Origin of the sequence: Bradyrhizobium sp. Rc3b (assembly GCF_900114915.1) — a bacterium.
Taxonomy (GTDB): Bacteria; Pseudomonadota; Alphaproteobacteria; order Rhizobiales; family Xanthobacteraceae; genus Bradyrhizobium.
Genome location: NZ_FOUS01000005.1, coordinates 207,723 through 228,056 on the forward strand (window position 1 = coordinate 207,723; position 20,334 = coordinate 228,056).

At 64.4% G+C, this 20,334-nt stretch carries 14 protein-coding genes; 9 read left to right on the forward strand and 5 right to left on the reverse strand.

The features are described from left to right. Positions 1 to 45 precede the first annotated feature (45 nt). Positions 46 to 387 carry a hypothetical protein gene (locus tag BM190_RS13645; RefSeq protein ID WP_092255365.1) on the forward strand — a complete coding sequence of 114 codons (342 nt, stop codon included), beginning with the start codon at positions 46 to 48 and terminating at the stop codon, positions 385 to 387. On the opposite strand, the gene BM190_RS13650 is transcribed toward BM190_RS13645, so the two are convergent. Continuing rightward, positions 361 to 4,476 (reverse strand): bifunctional diguanylate cyclase/phosphodiesterase, encoded by a 4,116-nt coding sequence (locus tag BM190_RS13650; protein WP_092255368.1) that lies wholly within the window; start codon positions 4,474 to 4,476, stop codon positions 361 to 363. The genes BM190_RS13645 and BM190_RS13650 overlap by 27 nt on opposite strands. 298 nt (positions 4,477 to 4,774) lie before the next feature. Here BM190_RS13650 and BM190_RS13655 point away from each other — a divergent pair, with 298 nt between their 5' ends. From BM190_RS13655 to BM190_RS13665, 3 genes are read left to right on the forward strand one after another with little or no spacing between them, the layout of a single operon-like run. Continuing rightward, positions 4,775 to 5,827 (forward strand): Ldh family oxidoreductase, encoded by a 1,053-nt coding sequence (locus tag BM190_RS13655; protein ID WP_092255371.1) that lies wholly within the window; start codon positions 4,775 to 4,777, stop codon positions 5,825 to 5,827. Positions 5,828 to 5,848: 21 nt separating this feature from the next. Next, on the forward strand, positions 5,849 to 7,216 hold the full coding sequence (locus BM190_RS13660) for an LLM class flavin-dependent oxidoreductase (protein ID WP_092255374.1): 1,368 nt from the start codon (positions 5,849 to 5,851) through the stop codon (positions 7,214 to 7,216). Positions 7,217 to 7,231: 15 nt separating this feature from the next. After that, positions 7,232 to 8,017, forward strand: a complete 786-nt coding sequence (locus tag BM190_RS13665; protein WP_092255377.1) for a fumarylacetoacetate hydrolase family protein — start codon at positions 7,232 to 7,234, stop codon at positions 8,015 to 8,017. Between the two features lie 125 nt (positions 8,018 to 8,142). Here the strand turns inward: BM190_RS13665 and BM190_RS13670 are convergent, their stop codons facing one another. Further along, positions 8,143 to 8,598 carry an Lrp/AsnC family transcriptional regulator gene (locus BM190_RS13670; RefSeq protein WP_092255380.1) on the reverse strand — a complete coding sequence of 152 codons (456 nt, stop codon included), beginning with the start codon at positions 8,596 to 8,598 and terminating at the stop codon, positions 8,143 to 8,145. 152 nt (positions 8,599 to 8,750) lie between these two features. Between BM190_RS13670 and BM190_RS13675 the strand changes: the two genes are divergently transcribed. Continuing rightward, positions 8,751 to 12,200 carry an indolepyruvate ferredoxin oxidoreductase family protein gene (locus BM190_RS13675; RefSeq protein WP_092255383.1) on the forward strand — a complete coding sequence of 1,150 codons (3,450 nt, stop codon included), beginning with the start codon at positions 8,751 to 8,753 and terminating at the stop codon, positions 12,198 to 12,200. Positions 12,201 to 12,276: 76 nt separating this feature from the next. Beyond that, the gene (iaaH, locus tag BM190_RS13680) at positions 12,277 to 13,695 is read left to right on the forward strand and encodes an indoleacetamide hydrolase (protein ID WP_092255385.1); all 1,419 of its coding nucleotides are present in this window, start codon (positions 12,277 to 12,279) and stop codon (positions 13,693 to 13,695) included. Between the two features lie 121 nt (positions 13,696 to 13,816). Here iaaH and BM190_RS13685 read toward each other — a convergent pair whose 3' ends face one another. Continuing rightward, positions 13,817 to 14,728, reverse strand: coding sequence for a LysR family transcriptional regulator (locus BM190_RS13685; RefSeq protein ID WP_092255388.1), 912 nt, complete (start codon positions 14,726 to 14,728; stop codon positions 13,817 to 13,819). 286 nt (positions 14,729 to 15,014) lie between these two features. Here BM190_RS13685 and BM190_RS13690 point away from each other — a divergent pair, with 286 nt between their 5' ends. The 3 genes from BM190_RS13690 (at position 15,015) to BM190_RS13700 (ending at position 18,414) form a co-directional block, all read left to right on the forward strand. Continuing rightward, the gene (locus BM190_RS13690; protein ID WP_092255391.1) at positions 15,015 to 16,196 is read left to right on the forward strand and encodes an HlyD family secretion protein; all 1,182 of its coding nucleotides are present in this window, start codon (positions 15,015 to 15,017) and stop codon (positions 16,194 to 16,196) included. 117 nt (positions 16,197 to 16,313) lie between these two features. Beyond that, positions 16,314 to 17,924, forward strand: a complete 1,611-nt coding sequence (locus tag BM190_RS13695) for an MDR family MFS transporter (protein WP_092255394.1) — start codon at positions 16,314 to 16,316, stop codon at positions 17,922 to 17,924. A 28-nt stretch (positions 17,925 to 17,952) separates the two neighbouring features. Next, a complete protein-coding gene (locus BM190_RS13700; RefSeq protein ID WP_092255397.1) occupies positions 17,953 to 18,414 on the forward strand; it encodes a carboxymuconolactone decarboxylase family protein in 462 nt (153 codons plus the stop codon). Positions 18,415 to 18,551: 137 nt separating this feature from the next. Here the strand turns inward: BM190_RS13700 and BM190_RS13705 are convergent, their stop codons facing one another. Next, positions 18,552 to 19,412: a D-amino-acid transaminase gene (locus tag BM190_RS13705; protein WP_092255400.1), complete on the reverse strand. Its 861-nt coding sequence runs from the start codon at positions 19,410 to 19,412 to the stop codon at positions 18,552 to 18,554. A gap of 190 nt (positions 19,413 to 19,602) precedes the next feature. Further along, positions 19,603 to 20,334, reverse strand: coding sequence for an amino acid ABC transporter ATP-binding protein (locus BM190_RS13710; RefSeq protein WP_018321511.1), 732 nt, complete (start codon positions 20,332 to 20,334; stop codon positions 19,603 to 19,605).

A 20,334-nucleotide genomic window follows, 5' to 3' on the forward strand; every position in this document is an offset into this window, starting at 1 on the left:
GCGAAAGCCTGTCATCGGTCGCGGATTCCTGGGAGCATGGAACGAATGCATCAGGCCGCCCGCCTGGAGTTCGAGCGCGTGATGGAGGAGTTTGCCCGCTGGCACATTGTGCCTGCGGACGAGCGCTCCCCTGCGCCCGCCTGGTGGTGGGGACCTGCCATGGCGGTGTTCGACGACCAGGAGCAGATGAGTAGCCCATGGTGCGCCGAACTCGGTTTGAACGAGGGTGCGAGCTTCGCCGAGGGCGCGCACGCGATTCTCGCGCTGTTCGTCGAGCAGACGTCGCTGACGGGGCCTCAGGATTTTCCGAGCAAGGCCGAGGTCGGGGAGCACGACGTCCGCGAGCTGCACCCGCAGCCGTCAGACGACAGCGCGTTTCAGCCGTGACGCCGCGGCTTTCGTGACGGCGACGTCCGGCTCCGGCTGGAGCGGCGGCGCGACAGGCAGGACCATCGGCCGCAGCAGCTCGGCCATCTGCTTGGCCGGCAGCGGCTTCGAGATCAGGAAGCCCTGCATCTCGTCGCAACCATGGGTGCGCAGGAATGCCTCCTGCTCGACGTTCTCGACGCCTTCGGCGACGACGGTCATGCCGAGCGCCTTGCCCATGCTGATGATGGCCTGCGCGATCGCCTGGTCCTCGGAATCCTGCGGCAGGTCGCGCACGAAGGAGCGGTCGATCTTGATGGTGTCGATCGGGAAGTGCTTCATCAGCGACATCGACGAATAGCCGGTGCCGAAATCGTCGATGGCGAGGCGGATGCCGCGGCTCTGGATGGCATCGAGCACCTTGAGCGCGCGGCCGACATTGCGCATCATCATGCTCTCGGTGACTTCGAGCTGGAGCAGCACCGGCGACATGCCGCTGGCCGCCAGCGCCTCGTCGACGTCCTGCAACAGATGCTCGTCGGCGAACTGCCGCGGCGACAAATTGACCGCCATCGACAACGGCAACAGGCCGCGGCGCTGCCAGGCCATGGCTTGCGCGCAGGCCTCGTTGAGCACCCAGCGGCCGATCGGCACGATCAGGCCGGTTTCCTCGGCGAGCGGAATGAACTGAGCCGGCGAGATGTTGCCGAGATCGGGATGCGTCCAGCGCAGCAGGGCTTCCACGCCGGTGATCTGGCCGGTCTCCATGTCGACCTTGGGCTGGTAGTTCAGCGAGAACTGCTCGCGCTCCAGCGCACGGCGCAGCGCGCTCTCCAGCGACAGCCGCTCGATCGACTGCGTCTTCACCTCCTTGGAGAAGAAGCGGTAGCCGTTCTTGCCGTCCTCCTTGGCCAGGTACATCGCCATGTCGGCGTTCTTGGTCAAGGTCTGCGCATCGGAGCCGTTGGCCGGATACATCGCGATACCGATCGAGGCCGTGGTGTGGCACTCGTGTCCGGCGAGCTCCATGGGCTCGGCGAGTGCCGCGAGCAGCCCGGTCGCGATGCGCTGGACGTCGTCGATCTCGCCGCACCGGTCCAGGATCACCACGAACTCGTCGCCGCCGAGGCGCGCCACCACGTCGCTTTCCCGCAGCGCGCCGCGCAAGCGGTTGGCGACTTCGAGCAGGAGCAGGTCGCCGGCCTCATGGCCGAGCGAATCGTTGATGACCTTGAAGCGGTCGAGATCGATGAACAGCACCGCGAAACGGTGGTCGTGGCGCTCTGCAGTTTCGATCGCCTCGCGCAAAAGCCCGTTGAAGGTCTCGCGGTTCGGAAGGTCCGTCAAGCTGTCATGCGAGGCGAGGTACTCGATCCGCTCGTCCGCCTCCTTCTTCTCGTCGGCGCGATCGAAATTCTCCATCGCGAAGGACACGTTGTCGGCGAGACGTTGCAACAGCTCGACGAATTCGGCCGTGAAAGTAGCCGGCTCGGTCGACATGTAGATCATGACGCCGACGGCCTGATCGTGCACGATGAGCGGAAATGCCGCGCCAGATCGCGCGCCGTCGCCGCGGACGACGGCGTGGAATGCGCTGACGCGATCGTCATTGAGATAATCGTTACTGATGCAGGGCCGGCGCGTGCGGAACGCCGTGCCGCTCATCCCGCGTCCTTCGGGCCGCTCGGGGTCGATCGAGAGGCGAACGTTCCGCGTGGTGTTGGAAGATGGCCCGGCACTCGCCACGATCTCCAGCTGGTCGCTGTCGGCCCTGGCCAGCGCGATGGTCGTCGACGTGAACTTGGCACCGTTCGAGGCCGCGAGACAGACGAGATCGAACAGCTCGGCGCGCGACTTCGCCCGCATGATCGCCTCGTTGGTCGCGCTCAGAGCCGCGAACATGCGCGTCAGGCGCTCTTTCTGCGCCTCGGTGCGGGCCTTTTCCTCGGCACGGTCAAAATTGTCGAGCGCGAAGGAGACGTTTTCGGCAAGGCGCCCGAGCAGTTCGACCAGATCGGGCGTGAATGTGTCCTCCTCGGGCGCGAGGAAAAGCAGGATGCCGATGGGCTCCTGGCCCGCCTTTAGAAGCGGGAAGCTGGCGGCGGCCCGCGTTCCGTCCTCGATCGCCTTCGCCCGCCAATATGCCGACCGCGGCTCGTTCAGATAGTCGTTCATGACGCTGGGCCGGCGGGTCCGGAGCGAGGTGCCGATGATCCCCTTGGCTTCGGGATGGTCGGCGGAAATGTTGCAGGTCCGTCCAACCATCTGCTGCTGCAGGCGCCCCTTCACCGCGACGACGCGGACGAGCTCGTTTTCCTCGTCGATGATGCCGATCGTTGCCGACGCGAACACGTCGCCGAGAATAGCTGCCTGGCACGCGGCCTCGAACAGGTCCTCGCGCGTCTTGGCGCGCATAATCGCTTCATTGGTTGCGCTGAGCGCTTCGAACATTCCGCTCAGGCGATTGCGCTGCTTGTCTACCTGCGCCTTCTCCTCGGCGCGATCGAAGCCTTCCAGTGCGAAGGCGACGTTGGCCTGGAGCTTGCGCAGCAATTCGACGAATTCGGGTGTGAACGTGCCGCACTCCGGGGAGTTGAACAGGAACACGCCTTCGACCTGGTCGCCGTTGAAGAGCGGCAACGCGGCAGAGGACGCGATCCCGTTGCGGCGGGCGCTGGCGTGCCAGGGCGCGATGCGCTCGTCGGCGAGAACGTCGTTGCTGACGGCGGGCTGGCGCGTGCGGAACGCGGTGCCGGTCAGTCCGCGCCCTTCCGGCACCTGCTCGGAGATGGATAACTTGAAGTTGCGAACGTGGTCGGCGTTCGGTCCGTAACAGGCGACGACGCGCAGCAGCCCGGCGTGAGGGTCGACCAGGGCGATGTTGGCCGAAGTGAACTTGGCGCCCTTCGCCGTCGCCTCGCAGACGAGGTCGAACAGATCGGCGCGCGACCGCGCCCGCAGGATCGCCTCGTTGGTGGCGCTGAGCGCCGCATACATGCGTGCCAGCCGTTCCTCTTCGGCGGCGATTTTGGCCTTCTCGGACTCGCGGCCGAAATTATCGATCGCGAACGAGACGTTCTCCGCCATACGCAGCAGGAGCGCGACGATCTCCTCGTCCTTGGCCCAGGAGCGGCTGATGAAGAACAGGAGCACGCCGACACTTTCACCGTGCCTGATCAGCGGCGCGACCACGCAGGCGGCAACGCCAGTGTTGACGTTGGCCTGCTCCCACGGCGTGCCTCTGGTGCGGCTGGCGAGATCGTCCTCGACGATGGCCTTCTGCGTCCGGAACACCTCACCGGATAGTCCCTTGCCGTAGGGATTCTCCGGATCAATCGAATAGCGCGCCTGGGTGATCAGTGCGAGGTTCTGGCCGGTGGACGCGACCGGACTCATCCAATGCGAATCCGGTTCGCGGAGCAACACGATGGTCGCCAGCGACTTGCCCCCGTGAACGGAGGCGTCACACACGAGCTGGTAGAGCTCCTGCTCGGTCTTGGCGCGCAGGATGGCTTCGTTGGTGGCGCTGATGGCGCCGAACATGCGGTTGAGCCGCCGGGTCGCCCGTTCGCTGGTCTGCCGCGCTGTTTCGCGGGCGAAATTGTCCAGAGCGTAGGAAATGTTGGCCGACATGCGCTCGAACAGCGACACCATCTGCTCGTTCAGCGAGCCGGCTTCGCGGCGGGTCACGTAGAGCACGCCGACGCTCTTGCCGTTGCAGAGCAGCGGCAGCGCCGCAGCCGCGCCGATGCCGGCGGAAGCTGCACCCTGACGCCACGCCAGCGAACGCGGGTCGTTCAGATAATCATTGCTGACGCACAGTTTCTGATCGCGAAATGCCTCGCCGCCGACGCCCGAGCCTTCGGGTGTGCCGGCATCCGTCGTGATCTCGATCGAGCGCAGCCGCGCAATGTCATCGCCACAGCCGGCCGCAAAATGGAGCCGCCGGTCGTCCGCTCCGACCAGAAACACGGCGACAGCCAAGAAATCCCCGCTCGAAAACCCGGCGTTGCAGACCTTCTGGTACAGCTCGTCCGGCGATTTCGCATAGAGGATCGCTTCGTTGATGGCGCTCAACGCCGCAAATGTGCGCGCGAGTGTCGTCGGCACGATCTCAGCTCCCGGGCATTTCTGCCTATTTCTCCCGGGTGACTTTATGAGGGGCCATCGCCTAAGTGGTGGTTATTGCGCGCTGCAAACAATCGATCAAAGTGAACGAGCTGCGAACGACCCCGGGTAAACTACCGAAAATACCGCCGCGCGGGACGAATCCTCAGCGAGAGGCGCGATCTCTTTACGAATTTGCAGCCCTGTATTGGTTTACGGGAGATTGATATCGCTGCCGCGCTTTGAGACGATGGCCTCCAACAATCAGTGCCCGCCAAGGGCAAAGACCCCGGGGAACGCCATGCCGATCGTCACGGCCGATCGCCTCACGCGCGTCAGCGCCGCCCTACTCCGCGCCGCCGGAGCCTCCGAGGAAGAAGCCGATGCCGTCGCGGTCGGCTGCGTCAATGCCAATCTCGCCGGCCATGATTCCCACGGCGTGATCGCCGTTCCCACCTATATCGACCGGATCAAGGCCGGCCACATCGTTCCCGGCGCCAAATGGACCGTGGTCCAGGAATCGCCGACCACGACCGTGATCGACGGCCATTGGGGCTTTGGTTTCCACGTCAACGCCAAGGCGATGGCGCTGACGATCGACAAAGCCAGGACGGCGAATGTCGCTGCCTGCACCGTGTTCCGGCAAAGCCACGTCGGCCGCCTCGCCGCCTACCCCTTGATGGCGATGCGCGCAGGCATGATCGGGATTGCCACGGCGGATTCCGGCCGCTCGCCGAAGCACGTGGCGCCGTTCGGCGGCAAGGAGGCGCGGCTCGGCACCAACCCGATCTCGATTGCCGTGCCGTCCGATCTCGATGCGCCGTTCTATCTGGATATGGCGACTTCAGCTGTCGCGGCCGGCAAGATCCAGCTCGCGGTCGCGCGCGGCGAGGAGATTCCGACGGGCTGGATCATCGATGCCGAGGGACGGCACACCACCGATCCGACCCAATACCGCAAGGGCGGCGCGCTGCTGCCGCTCGGCGGCACCGAGGGTTACAAAGGCAGCGGCCTTGCTGCGATGGTCGAGGTGCTGTGCGGCCTCCTCACCGGCCTCGGCTTCGGCGTCGAGCCGACGGGGCGACACAATGACGGTTGCTTCATGGCGGTGTTCAATGTCGCCGCATTCCGCCCGCTGCAGGAGTTCAAGCGCGAGGTCGCCGAGTTCGCGCGCTATCTGAAATCGACGCCGCCGTCAGAGGGCAGCAAAGGCGTCTACTATCCCGGCGAGATCGAGGGCCTGCGCGAGCAGCAGCGCCTGCGCGACGGCATCGAGATCGAGGATGCCACCTGGGAAAGGCTGCGCGCGCTGGCGCGGGAATACCGGCTCGACACCGTCCTCGATCTGGCCTGACGGCATCAGGAGAACAGCAGCATGAATCGACAGATGGTCCTGGTCGGCTTTCTCCAGGCGCAGAACTGCACCAACCTGCCGAGCTCCTGGCGGCATCCGGATTCGCGCGACGATTCGATGTCGGCGGACTATTATCAGGAGATCGGCAGAATTCTCGAAGCCGGCAAGTTCCACATGGCCTTCTTCGACGACCGCCTGGCGATGCCGGACCGCTACGGCAACGACCACGCCCATACCGTCGAATACGGCATCCGCTGCGTGAAGATGGATCCGCTGATCGTGCTGACCACGATGGGCATGGTCACCGAGAAGCTCGGGCTGGGCGCGACGTGCTCGACCACTTATTACGAACCGTTCGACGTCGCCCGCCGCTTCGCGACGCTCGATCTCATGTCCGGCGGACGCGCCGGCTGGAACGTCGTCACCTCGCTCAACGACGGCGAGGCGCTCAACATGGGGCGCGACTCCCATCCAGAACATGATTCCCGCTACGACAAGGCCGACGAATTCATGGAGGTCGTGCTCGGCCATTGGGACACCTGGGAAGACGGCGCGCTCATCATGGACAAGAAGACCGGCCGCTTTGCTGATCCGACCAAGGTGAAGCGGCTCGACCACAAGGGCGCGGCGTTCAAGTCACGCGGGCCGTTCACCGTGCCGCGTTCGCAGCAAGGCCATCCCGTGATCATCCAGGCCGGGGCATCGGGCCGAGGCCAGCGCTTTGCCGGGCGGTGGGGCGAGGTGATCTTCACCGCCGCGCGCAATCTTCAGGGCGCCAAGGACGGCTATGCGTCCGTGCGCAACGAGGCCGCCAAGGCCGGCCGCGATCCTGATGAGATGTTCCTTTGCAATTTGACGACGCCGGTCTGTGGCGCGACCAAGGCGGAAGCCGAGGACAGGATGGCGCTGATCAACAAGCTGCCGCTCCAGATCGACGCGCTGTCGCTGCTTGCCGAAGCGCTCAACTACGACTTCGCCTCCAAGGATCTCGACGAGCCGCTGACCACTGACGAGCTGAAGAGCATGCAGGGTATTCTGGGCATCCGCGACGGCGTGCTGAAGAATTCGGGCAAGAGCAATCCGAGCGCGCGCGACTTCGTCACTTTCTCCGGCCGCGGGCAAGTGCAGGACGCAATGGTCGGCGGCCCCAAGGAGATCGCGGACAAGCTCGAGGAGATGTTTGTCGAGCGCGGCTGCGACGGCTTTGTCATCGCGGCGACCTATGTGCCCGGCTCCTACGCCGATTTCGTCCAGCATGTCGTCCCGGAGCTGCAACGCCGCGGACTGTTTCAAAAAGACTATCGCGGCAAGACGCTGCGCGAAAATCTCGGACTGAAGCGGCCCGCGGCCGGCGCCTGGAAGGTGCTGCCGCGCGATGCCGCGGAATAGCAACGAGGACTTGGCATGCGCTGGCTGAAATTTACTGATGCAGGCAAGACCTCGTGGGGAATCATCGAGGACGACAAGGTAATCGCAGTCGAAGGCGATCCCTTCGACGAATGGCAACGCAGCTCGCGCACGCATTCGCTGTCGGACGTGAAGATCGAGTTGCCACTGATCCCCCGCACCTTCTATTGCGTCGGCTTGAACTACCTCAAGCACCTGAAGGAAGCCGCCGACAAGGCCGGCACCGTGCCGGCCGTGCCTGACCGTCCCGAGATCGGCTATCGCGCCCAGAACGCGCTGATCGCACATGACGAGGACGTCGTGATCCCGTCCTTTGCGACGGAGAAAATCCATTACGAGGGCGAGCTCGTCGTCGTCATCGGCAAGAAGGTGAAGCATCTCACGGAGGACAACGCGATGGATTGCGTGTTCGGCTACACTGTCGGCAACGACGTCAGCGAGCGCAGCTGGCAGAAGGCCGACCGCAGCCTGTGGCGCTCGAAGAACGCCGACACGTTCAAGCCGATGGGACCGTGGATCGAGACCGAGGCCGATCTCGAACAGATGGAAACGGTGGTCCGGGTCAACGGCAACGAGACCAACCGCTTCGCGACCAACGACATGATCTTCGGCGTGGTGCCGTTCCTGGTCGAACTGACCAAGTATTTTACCTTATGGCCCGGCGACGTGATCTGGATGGGCACGGACGGTGCCTCGCCCGACATCAAGCACGGCGATATCGTGGAGATCGACATCACCGGTGTCGGGACGTTGCGGAACAGGTTTGTGCGGGAGGGGCGCTAGCGGCCCCGCAGCACCGGTGCCGTAGGGTGGGCAAAGGCGCTCTTGCGCCGTGCCCACCATCTTTTTCCGTCGTGAAAGATCGTGGGCACGCTTCGCTTTGCCCACCCTACGGCACCTCTCGGGAATCAAAACGGCAGCGCCACACTCGACTTGATCTCCTTCAGCACCACGTTGCTGCGGACGTAGCGGATGCCGGGAATGCGGAACATGAACTCGTCGAGGAAGCGGTTGTAGGCCGCCATGTCCTGCACGACGACGCGCAAATGATAATCGGCGTCGCCCGTGGTCGCAAAGCACTCCAGCACCTCGCGGCGCTTGGTTACCCGCGCGACGAATTCGTCGACGAACTTTGCGTCATGCCGCTCCAGTGAGACGTGGAGAATGGCTGACATCGCAAAGCCCGCCTGCTCGCGCGCGACCAGCGCCGCGTAGCCCTGGATGATGCCGGCCTCCTCCAGCGCGCGCACTCGGCGCCAACAGGCAGAGGTGGACATGCCGACCTCGTCCGCCACTTGCTGGTTGGTGGCGCGGCCGTCCTTCTGGAGGTGCGCGAGAATCCGGGTGTCCTGGTCTTCGATCATCGATCGGCTCAATCTGGTGTATTCTACCGCATGATAGCGGAATCCGGGATAATTTACCAGAATCAGCTTGCAGCTAGGAAAGATAGGTAAGACCTACCAACCATCAGGGCCTACCCTCCGCTCATCCGGCAAGGATGCCGCGGGAGGTCCGCATGGACGCCTTTCCGTCACTCGACCCCTACGAACTCTCCGATCGCTACGATCGCGAACACGGCCGCGTCTTCCTTACGGGCACACAGGCCATCGTTCGCATCGCGCTCGACCAAGTCAGGCGCGACCGGGCCGCGGGGCTCAACACGGCCGGCTTCATCTCAGGCTATCGCGGCTCGCCGCTCGGCGGCATCGACCTCGAGCTCTGGCGCATCCAGGAGCGGCTGAAGCGAGACCGCATCGAGTTTCTGCCCGCCGTCAACGAGGACCTCGCCGCGACCGCGGTACTCGGCTCGCAGCAGGTCGAGACGCAGGGAGATCGCGAGGTCGATGGCGTGTTCGGGCTCTGGTACGGCAAGGGACCCGGCGTCGACCGCTCCGGCGATGCGCTGAAGCATGGCAATGCCTACGGCTCCTCGCCGCATGGCGGTGTGCTGGTGGTCGCCGGCGACGACCATGGCTGTGTCTCCTCCTCGATGCCGCACCAGTCTGACGTCGCCTTCATGAGCTGGTTCATGCCGACGCTGCATCCCGCGAGCGTCGGCGAGTATCTCGCGTTCGGCGAATATGGCTATGCACTGAGTCGCTTCTCCGGCATGTGGGTCGGCTTCAAGGCGATCTCGGAGATCGTCGAGTCGGGCGCCTCCGTCGCGCTGCAGCCGCCGCGTCACTTCCGCACGCCGGAGTTCACGCCGCCGCCAGGCGGCCTGCATTATCGCTGGCCTGATTTGCCGGGCCCGCAGATCGAGGAGCGGCTGGAGGCGAAGAAGCACGCGGTCTACGCCTTCGCAAAGGCCAATCCGATCGACCGTCACATCTACGACATTGCGGACGCGACCTACGGCATCGTCACCACGGGCAAGGCACATCTGGACCTGATGGAGGCGCTGCGGCTGATGGGCCTTGATGAAGGCGCCTGCCGCAGCATCGGCATCGACGTCTACAAGGTCGGCATGGTCTGGCCGCTGGCGCTGCATGACGCCATGGATTTTGTGAAGGGTAAGCGCGAGATCCTCGTGGTCGAGGAGAAGCGCGGCATTATCGAGAGCCAGTTCAAGGAATATTTTTACGACTATCCTGGCAGCAAGCCGGAGCGCATGGTCGGCAAGCACGACGAAACCGGGGCAAGGCTGATCTCCTGGATCGGCGAATTGTCGCCCCGCGCGCTGGCGGGCGTGTTGGCGCGCCGGCTTGATCCGATGTTTCCAGGCCTCAATCTCGCCGCACGCGCGGCCGCTCTGATGCCGGAGGCCGCACGCACCATCAACGTCTCGGGCGCGACGCGCACCCCGTATTTCTGCTCGGGTTGCCCGCACAACACGTCAACAAAGGTACCTGAAGGCTCCAAGGCGCTGGCCGGCATCGGTTGTCACTTCATGGCAAGCTGGATGGACCGCGAGACCTCGTCACTGATCCAGATGGGCGGTGAAGGCGTCAACTGGGCGGCTTCGTCACGCTTCACCGGCCACAAGCACATCTTTCAGAACCTCGGCGAAGGCACCTATTACCACTCCGGCTCGATGGCGATCCGGCAGGCGATCGCCGCCAAGGCCAACATCACCTACAAGATCCTGTTCAACGACGCCGTCGCGATGACCGGTGGCCAGCCGGTCGACGGTCCCATCAGCGTGCATGCCATCGCCCACAGCGTCCGCGCCGAAGGTGTGGCGCGCATCGCGCTGGTGTCGGATGATCCGGCACAGTTCTCGCCTGCCGACCTGCCGGCCGGCGTCACCCTTCATCCGCGCGAGGAGATGGATGCCGTGCAGCGCGAGCTGCGCGATGTCCCCGGCGTCTCGGTCCTGATCTATCAGCAGACCTGCGCCACGGAGAAGCGACGCCGGCGCAAGCGCGGGCAGATGGCCGACCCGAAGCGCTTCGCCTATATCAACGATCTCGTCTGCGAGGGTTGCGGCGACTGCTCGGTGGAATCCAACTGCCTCAGCGTCGAGCCGAAGGAGACGCCGTTCGGCCGCAAGCGCCAGATCAACCTGTCGACCTGCAACAAGGATTTTTCCTGCCTCAACGGCTTCTGCCCGAGTTTTGTGACCGTCGAAGGCGCGACGCGTCGCAAGAAGAGCGCGAGCCAGCTCGACGCGGTTGGTCGGACCGCCACACTTCCGTTGCCCGCGACGGCGGCACTCGACCGTTCTTACGACCTGCTGGTGACCGGCGTCGGCGGTACCGGCGTGATTACTGTCGGCGCGCTGATCGGCATGGCGGCGCACCTCGAAGGCCGCGGCGTCTCAGTGCTCGACTTCACCGGCTTCGCGCAGAAATTCGGGCCCGTGCTGAGCTATATCCGCCTCGCCTCGAGCCCCGCGGCGCTGCATCAGGTCCGTATCGACCAGGGCGCAGCCGATGCGCTGATCGGCTGCGATCTCGTCGTCAGCTCCTCGCCGAAGGCCTCCGGCACCTACCGCCGCGGCACGCGCGCCGCGATCAACACCGCGGAGATGCCGACCGGCGACGTCGTCCGTTTCCGCGATGCCGATCTCGCCTCCCCCGCGCGCCTGCGTGCCATCGGCCAAGTCATCGGCGAGGGCAATCTCGGCACCATCAACGCCAATGCGCTGGCCGAACGACTGCTCGGCGATGCCGTCTATGCCAACATCATCATGCTGGGCTTTGCCTGGCAGCGCGGTTTGGTGCCGATCTCACTGCAAGCGCTGCTGCGTGCAATCGAGCTCAACGGCGTCGCCGTCGAGCGCAACAAGCAGGCCTTTGCCTGGGGCCGGGTCGCCGCAGTCGATCCGGACTTTTTGCCGAGGGTGGACGATGCGCCCAAGGCCGAGACGCTCGACCAGATGATCGACCGTCGGGCCGATTTCCTCACCACCTATCAGGACGACGCCTATGCGGCGCGCTACCGGGCGACCGTCGCAAGGGTCCGCCGCGCCGAAGCTGTCCTGAACAGCGAGGCCCTGACCGAGGCCGTCGCACGCGCCCTGTTCAAGCTGATGGCCTACAAGGACGAATACGAGGTGGCGCGGCTGCACATGCAGGGCGGATTCCTCGACGAGCTGAAGCGCGAATTCGAGGACGGCTTCAGCGTCCAGTATCACCTCGCCCCGCCCTTCCTGCCGTCGCGGCGCGACGCACGGGGGCGCCCGCGCAAGCGCGCCTTCGGCCAATGGATCCAGATGCCACTCGCCGTGCTCGCGCGCTTGAAGGGGCTGCGCGGCACGCGGTTCGATCCGTTCGGCTACACCCGGGAAAGGCGCACCGAGCGCGAGCTGATTGCCTGGTATGAAGGTTTGATCGAGCGGTTCCTCGGCGGGCTCGATGCCGCACATCTGCCAGGTCTCGTCGCAATCGCGACAGCGCCGATGGACATTCGCGGCTATGGCCCGGTCAAGGACGCCGCGATCGGAAAGGCGAAGATCGAGGTCGAGCGGCTGTTCAATGAACTCCACCCGTCGCCGCCGGCAAAGCTGCGCGCCACCGGTTGACGCGGAGCCGGCGAGGCTTCAGCCTCTATGCCCGGGAGGGCGCCCTGACGGCTGCCCGCCAATCGGGTGACGCATCATGGATTTCGACCAGTTGACCCTGACCCAGGCCGCGGCCGCCCTCCGCGCCGGTTCAGTCACGAGTACCGCGCTCACAACGGAGGCTCTTGCCCGCGCCAAGGCCAATGCCGATCTCAATGCCTTCGTCACGCTGGACGAGGCCGGCGCCTTGAAGGCCGCCGCGGCATTCGACACAACGGGTGACAAGGACAAGCCGCTCGGCGGTGTGCCCCTTGTGATCAAGGACAACATCGAGGTCGCGGGACTGCCCTGTAGCGCTGGCACACCCGCACTCAGAGATTACGTTCCGAAAGCCGATGCGCCGGTCGTGGCAAAGCTGCGCGCGGCGGGCGCGATCATCATCGGCAAGACCAGCATGCACGAGCTGGCCTTCGGCATCTCCGGCTACAACACCGCGTTCAAGACCGGCACCGAGTTCGGCGTGCGGAACGCCTATGATCGCAACCTGATCGCCGGCGGCTCCTCGTCGGGCACGGGTACGGCGATCGGCGCACGGATCGTCTCAGGCGGGCTCGGCACCGATACCGGAGGATCGGTGCGCGTGCCCGCCGCGCTGAACGGATGTGCCTCGCTGCGCCCGACCGTCGGCCGCTATCCACAGGAAGGCATCGCCCCGATCTCGCACACGCGCGACACTGCAGGCCCGATGGCCGCGACCATGGCCGACGTCGCACTGCTCGATCGCGTCATCACGAATGGCGAGGCGGCCCTACCGGCCGACCTGAAGCAGGTGCGGATCGGCGTCGTGAAGACGATGTTGACCAATCTCGATGCCGATACCGAAACCGCCTTCCAGGCCGCTATCGTGCGGATGAAGGCCCACGGCGTCACGATCGTCGAGGTCGAGATGCCGCAGCTCGCCGAACTCAACGGCCAGGTCGGCTTCCCGGTCGCGCTCTATGAAGCCTATGACGACATGGTCGGCTATCTCGCCCGCACCGGCACAGGCCTCACCATCGAAGCGCTGGCGAAGGAGATTGCGAGCCCCGACGTGAAGGGCACCTATGATGGCCTCGTCATCCCGCGCAAATTGCCGGGTCCGGACAATACACTGCTCGATGCCAGGCCGATCTACGACGCGGCGATCAAGACCGCACGACCGGCGCTACAGGCGCTCTATGCCAGGACCTTCGCCGATCATCGGCTCGACGCCATCGCTTTCCCGACCACGCCGCGCGTCGCAATCGCATCCAATCCCGACTCCAGCAGCCTCGAGAACTTCGGGCTGTTCATCCAGAACACCGACCCCGGCAGCAATGCCGGCATTCCCGGCATCCAGATCCCGATCGCGCTCGGCGCCACCAGCAGATTGCCGATCGGACTTGAACTCGATGGCCCTGCCGGAAGCGATCGCCGCCTGCTCGCGATCGGCTTGTCGGTTGAAAAGCTGTTCGGGCGGCTGCCGCCGCCGCATTGACGCTCTCGTAGGGTGGGCAAAGCGAAGCGTGCCCACGTCTTCTGTCCACCAATTGACAGATCGTGGGCACGGCGCAAGGGCGCCTTTGCCCACCATACGACACGGCCGCTGCCGGCGCGGCTCACGAATACGGATTGATCAGCTTTTGCTGCTCGGCGCTGTGGTACGCGAGCAGGTCGATGAAGGTCCTGACCTTTGCCGACAGATGATGACGATGCGGATAGACCGCGTTCATCGACAGCTCGATCGTCCGATATTCCGGCAAGAGGCGCACGAGGCGGCCGGCTTCGAGGTCGTCCTGAATGAGAAATCCCGCCATCAGACAGATTGCGGCCCCCTCCAGTGCGACCTTGCGCAGCGCTTCTCCGCTATTGGTGACGAAGCTGCCCGAGATGCGTACGGAGGCCGGTGCGCCTTTGCGATCGAGGAAGCGCCATTCGTCGCCGAACGGATAGTTCAGGTGCCGGCCACAATTATGCGCGGCGAGCTCGTCGAGCTTCTGCACCCGGCCGTGCTTCTCGAGATAATCGTGCGAGCAGCACAGCACGTGACGCCAGGTGGCGAGGCTGCGGACGATCAGGCTTGAATCCGGCGGCGAGGTCATGCGCAAGGCGACATCGTAGCCTTCCTCGATGAGATCGACGTCAGCCTCGCCCATTCGCAGATCGACCTTGAGCTCCGAATAGGTCGACAGAAGCTTTGCCACCACAGGCGCGACGAACTGCACCATATGCGTGGCGACGTGGATGCGCAGCGTGCCGCGGGGCACCGACTGCAATTCACTTGCGATATCGTCGGCCTGTTCGATGTCGGCGAGGATCTGGACGCACCGGTCGTAATAGGCCTTGCCGATCTCGGTGAGGTTGACCTTGCGCGTGGTCCGCTGAAGCAGCCTCACCCCGAGCCGGTCTTCCAGCGCCTGAACGTGATTGCTCACCATGGTGGTCGACATGTTGAGCTTGCGGGCGGCTGCAGAGAAGCCGCCGGTCTCTACCACCCGGCTGAAGACTTCGAGGCTGGTCAATCGATCCATGGCGCCGATTATCCGCCTTTGATGGATAATCGCAAGAAATTCACCCCGATTATCTATCAAAACACGGGATTTCACCCCGCGTGGAGCAGGACGCATGCGTTAGCAGCAATCGCTCGACGGGCGCGGCAATCCCGCTGGGGCAGTCGCGGGTCTGGTTCGCTAGACATCACAACCAAGGCGACCTCTCCGGATTATCCAACCCTGATGGATAATCCTTCCAGCATTTCGCCGATTATCACCCGGCCCAGAAAGACCAATAGTCTCAGGACGCCGATAGGAGACTTCCATGTCCGAGATGCCCCGCGCCGAGACTTTTCAGCAGGCAACTGAAATCACCCCCGATAACCCCAAGACCCCGCCGACTGCCCCGGCCCGGAACGGGGTGCGGCGCGCGGCGCTGGCGCTCGCGTTCCTCGCGGGCACGACAACCGCTGTTTATTACGGGCACGATTACTGGACCAACGGCCGCTACCTCGAGACAACCGACGATGCCTATGTGAAGGCTGACTCCACGATCATCGCACCAAAAATCTCCGGCTACATCGCCAAGGTGCTGGTCAGTGACAACGAAAAGGTGAAGGCGGGGCAGGCGCTGGCCAAGATCGACGATCGCGACTTCAAGGCGGCGCTCGACCAGGCCAAAGCCGACGTCGCCGCCGGCGCAGCCTCGGTGCGCAACATCGATGCCCAGCTCGAGCTGCAACAGCCGATCATCGAGCAGAGCACGGCTGACGTCACTGCAGCCGACGCCAACCTGAAATTCGCGCAGGAAGAGCGCGCCCGTTACGACGACCTCATGAAGACCGGCTCCGGCACGATCCAGCGCGCGCAGCAGACCGACGCGGCGCTACGCGCGAGCAGCGCGCAATTGCAGCACGCGAAATCCGGCCTTCTTGCCGCTCAGCGCAAGATCGACGTGCTCACCACCCAGCGCGCCCAGGCGGCGGCCCAGCTCGAACGGGCCCGCGCTGTCGCACAGCAGGCGGCGTTGAACCTGTCCTATACCGAGATCACCGCGCCGGTCGAGGGCACCGTCGGCGCTCGCTCGCTGCGCGTCGGCCAGTACGTGCAAGCCGGCACGCAATTGATGGCGGTGGTGCCGCTCGATGCGGTCTACGTGGTCGCCAACTTCAAGGAGACCCAGCTCACGCATGTGCGGCCGGGTCAGCCGGTCGAGTTGCACGTCGACAGTTTTCGCAATCGAACCCTGCACGGCCATGTCGACAGCCTGTCGCCCGCGAGCGGGCTCGAATTCGCGCTGCTGCCGCCCGACAACGCCACCGGCAATTTCACCAAGATCGTGCAGCGGGTCCCGGTGAAGATCGTGCTCGACGACCACAGCCTCACCGGCCTGCTGCGCCCCGGCATGTCGGCGGTGCCGACGGTCGACACCAAGCAGGCGGTGCTGGCCGAGCGCGAGACGGCGAAGCGCCTCGCCGGCAACACGTCCCGCCCGAACGGCGGCTGAAGCCGGAAGGCCTCGGCAGGATTATCAAATCCTGCCGAACGATCCTTCCACAGCTTCATCGATTATCGAAACCATTCGCCTGACGCATCCTGTCTCCGTACCCGAGACGAGGCCTTCATGAGCACGCTGCAACCGACCCTCGACGCCGCCACCAATCTCGCCGCCCCCGCAGCTCCGAGCACGCCGGCCGTATCCGCAAAGACCTGGGTCGCCGTGATCGGCGCGACGCTCGGCGCCTTCATGGCGGTGTTGAACATCCAGATCGTCAACGCCTCGCTCGCCGACATCCAGGGTGCGATCGGCGCCGGCATCGACGACGGCGGCTGGATCTCGACCTCCTATCTGGTCGCCGAGATCGTGGTGATCCCGCTGTCCGGCTGGCTGGCGCAGGTGTTCTCGATCCGGATTTACCTTCTGACCAATGCGATCCTGTTCCTGGTTCTCTCGGCGGCCTGTGCACTTGCGCAGGATCTGCCGCAGATGATCGTGCTGCGCGCCGTGCAGGGATTTACCGGCGGCGTGCTGATTCCGATGGCGTTCACGCTGATCATCACGCTGCTGCCGCGCGCAAAACAGCCGGTCGGCCTTGCGCTGTTCGCGCTGTCGGCGACGTTTGCGCCGGCGATCGGCCCGACCATCGGCGGCTATCTCACCGAAAATTTCGGCTGGGAGTACATCTTCTACGTCAACCTCGTCCCCGGCGCGGTGATGGTCGGCATGCTCTGGTACGCGCTCGAGCCCAAGCCGATGAAGCTGGCGCTGCTGCGCGACGGCGACTGGGCCGGCATCATCACCATGGCGATCGGGCTATCGGCGCTGCAGACCGTGCTGGAGGAAGGCAACAAGGACGACTGGTTCGGCTCGCCCTTCATCGTCAAGCTGTCAGTGATCGCGGCCGTCGCGCTGACCGCCTTCCTGATCATCGAGCTCACGGTGAAGAAGCCGCTGCTCAACCTGCGCCTGCTCGTCCGCCGCAATTTCGGCTTCGGCATGCTCGCAAACTTCCTGCTCGGCATCGCGCTGTACGGCTCGGTCTTCATCCTGCCGCAGTATCTGTCGCGCATCCAGGGCTACAATTCCGAGCAGATCGGCATGGTGCTGGCCTGGACCGGATTGCCGCAACTTCTGCTGATTCCGCTGGTGCCGCGCTTGATGCAAAAGTTCGATGCGCGGATCATCATCGGCGTCGGCTTCGTGCTGTTCGCGGCTTCCAACTTCATGAACATCTATATGACCAACGATTACGCCGCCGACCAGCTGCTGTGGCCCAACGTCGTCCGCGCCATCGGCCAGGCGCTGGTGATGGCGCCGCTCTCGGCGGTCGCTACCGCCGGCATCGAGCCGGAGAACGCGGGCTCGGCCTCGGGCCTGTTCAACATGATGCGCAATCTCGGCGGCGCCGTCGGCATCGCACTGCTCCAGACCGTGCTGACCAAGCGCGAGCAGTATCACTCCAATGTGCTGATGCAGTCCGTCTCGGTGTTCGAGCAGGCCACCCGCACACGGCTGGAACAGCTCACGCAATATTTCGTCAATCACGGCATCCTCGACCGTGCGGATGCAGCACATCGCGCCTATGTCGCGATTGGCCATATCGTGCAGAAGCAGGCGTACATTCTCGCCTTCAGCGACACGTTTTATCTGCTCGGCATGGCACTGATCGTCGCGCTCGCCGCGGTCCTGTTCCTGAAGAAGCCCGGCCAGACCTCAGCCGGTGGCGCCCACTGACTCAACCCAGCAAGCAAGGAGAACGACCATGAAACCCCGCATGAACTACTATCAGGCCGCGCCGGATACGATCAAAGCGCTGATGGCGCTGGAGACGCAGATCCAGTCCACGGGGCTCGAGAAATCGCTGATCGAGCTCGTCAAGATCCGGGCGTCACAGATCAACGGCTGCGCCTTTTGCATCAACATGCACACCGAGGACGCCCGCAAGCGCGGCGAGACCGAGCAGCGCATTTATTTGCTCGATGCCTGGCGCGAATCCCCGCTTTACACCGATCGCGAGCGCGCCGCGCTGGCCTGGACGGAATCGGTCACGCTGATCTCGCAGACGCATGCGCCTGATGATGTCTACGAGCAGGTCCGTGCGCAGTTCTCCGAGGAAGAGACCGTGAACCTGACCATGCTGATCGGCGCCATCAACGCCTGGAACAGGATCGCGATCGCGTTCCGTGCGATTCATCCGGTGAAGATGAAGGCGTCGGTGGCGTGACGGGAGGCGCTCCCCTCACGGGTAAGTCTCGTAGGGTGGGCAAAGGCGCACTTGCGCCGTGCCCACGTCTTCCCATCAAATAGGCAGGACGTGGGCACGCTGCGCTTTGCCCACCCTACGGCAGCTGAGTGCGCGGCTCAGACCGCCGTCGCCTTGGCGAACTCCACGTAGATCTCGCGCAGGCGCGTCGCCATCGGGCCGGGCTTGCCGTCGCCGATGGTCTTGCCGTCGATGGCGACCACCGGCTGGACGAACAGTGAAGCCGACGTCGCAAAAGCCTCCTTCGCGGCAAGCGCCTCGGCGACCGTGAACGAGCGCTCCTCGACACGGAGCTGACGTTCCTCGGCGAGCGCCACCACGGCCTTGCGGGTGCAGCCCGGCAGGATCGCGTTGGAGTTCTTGCGGGTCACGATGACGTCGTCCTTGGTGAGGATGAAGGCCGAGGACGAACCGCCTTCGGTGACGTAGCCATCTTCCAGCATCCAGGCTTCGCCGGCGCCGGCTTCGGCCGCCGCCTGCTTTGCCAAGACCTGCGCCAGCAGGGCCACGCTCTTGATGTCGCGCCGCTCCCAGCGGATGTCTGGCACGGTGATGACGTTGATGCCGGTCTTCGCCGAAGCGGCGTTGATGATATCCTTCTCCGAGGTGAACATCACCAGGCTCGACTTGACGTCGCCCTTGGGAAACGGAAAGTCGCGGCCCTTGTCGGCGCCGCGTGTCACCTGGAGATAGACCAGGCCATTGGCGACCTTGTTGCGCGCGATCAGCTCCTTCTGCAGCTCGGTGATGCGCGCGACCGTCTCCGGCAGCTTCAAGCTGATCTCGCCGACCGAGCGCTCCAGCCGCGCCAGATGCGAGGCGTTGTCGACCAGCTTGCCGTCAAGCACGGCCGAGACCTCATAGATGCCGTCGGCAAACAGGAAGCCGCGATCGAGGACCGAGATCTTGGCGTCCGAGAGCGGGACAAATGAGCCGTTGACGTAGGCGATCGGGTCCAAGGCAGGTCTCCTGGGGGGAAGGGGGATTTGGCCACCGGTATAGGAGATTTGGCGAGCCCGATAAACCCTCGATCCGTCATTCCGGGGCATTCGCAAAGCGAATGAGCCCGGAATCCATCTTACCTCGCGTACTGCCGCCCGATGGATTCCGGGCCCGCGCCAAGAGGCGCGTCCCGGAATGACAGGGGAGCTAATGCGACAGAATCTTCGACAAGAACTTCTGCGCGCGGTCGCTGCGCGGCTGGCCGAAGAAATCGTCCTTCGCCGCGTCCTCGACGATCTCGCCGCGGTCCATGAAGATCACGCGATTGGCCACTTTGCGGGCAAACCCCATCTCGTGGGTGACGACCATCATGGTCATGCCCTCATGGGCGAGATCGACCATGACGTCGAGCACTTCGCTGACCATTTCGGGATCGAGTGCCGAGGTCGGCTCGTCGAACAGCATGACGATCGGGTCCATGGCAAGCGCGCGCGCGATTGCCACGCGCTGCTGCTGGCCGCCGGAAAGCTGCGCGGGAAATTTCTGTGCCTGTTCCTTCAGGCCGACGCGATCCAGCAGCATCATGCCCTTCGTCACCGCCTTGTCAGACGACCTGCCCAGCACCTTCTGCTGCGCGAGGCAGAGATTATCGATGATCTTGAGGTGCGGGAACAGCTCGAAGTGCTGGAACACCATGCCGACGCGCGAGCGCAGCTTGGGCAGATTGGTCTTGGGGTCGTTGACCTTGGTGCCGTCGACGCTGATGTCGCCGCTCTGGAACGGCTCCAGCGCATTGACGCACTTGATCAGCGTCGACTTGCCCGAGCCCGAGGGTCCGCAGACCACGACGACCTCGCCCTTGGTGACGCTGGTGGTGCAATCGGTCAGCACCTGGAAGCTCGGAGTGTACCATTTGTTGACGTGGCTGATTTCGATCAT